General features: G+C 44.8%; 1 protein-coding gene. It reads right to left on the reverse strand.

The annotated features are described in order from the left end of the window. Nucleotides 1-291 precede the first annotated feature (291 nt). Nucleotides 292-531 (reverse strand): hypothetical protein, encoded by a 240-nt coding sequence (locus ACYVH9_RS31615; protein WP_460640451.1) that lies wholly within the window; start codon nt 529-531, stop codon nt 292-294. Nucleotides 532-757: the final 226 nt, after the last annotated feature.

Consider the following 757-nt stretch of genomic DNA (forward strand, 5'->3'; position numbering starts at 1 on the left):
GTTTGGCGAGCTTGAATTTGAGGAGCTGACATGGTTAGGGTTAAAAAGGAATAGCTAACCGAAAATAGTCTTTTTCTCAGAAACTCAGCATACCCCTAACTGTAGCGGATGTTGCGAACCATCACACATTAACAGCCAGCGGATAGGGGAATTGTTATTTCTTTTGCTCGGCTTTTCTACAATTTGGCGTGCTAGTGCTCACCTTCCAGGGCTGCATTTACCGGATCAGGGAATCAGCAAAAAGTTGGCTTACGAGTGCGCTCTATCTTTCTCCGGATTCTTGACTGGTTACTATCTAATGTAGGCGATCACGCCGAATTCATGCCGGTTTTTCATCAGGTAAATTCGTTCGTCTTCATCAACGAACACCGCAACCTTAGCCTTAGCGATGGGCGTGAGGTCGTGGAAGTCGTAAATCGTGATAAGCTTGATGGAAAGCTTTCGGGATACAGGTTTCAAATCTTCCCTGTTCAAATACAAAACATCGATTTCTCCCTGGTTGGGAATCAGAACCTGTTTTACAGTGGCCATGCTTTTCCTGCAATATCAAACTCCCAAATAAAACGTCCCTGCGCCTTGCTGCATTGATTGAAAATGCAGCCTTATTTACTGAGCTGCAAAGCCAAAAACGGATCAAGAGCAAAAGTTGGGGGGAAGTTAGGCATAAAGTTTGGTCAATCGGAACAGAAAGAAAGCAATGTCTCTGACTCCTCTGGATGATGCCCGAAATGCCTTGATTTTCGCGTTGAAGGATTCC

Source organism: Larkinella harenae (genome assembly GCF_054780515.1).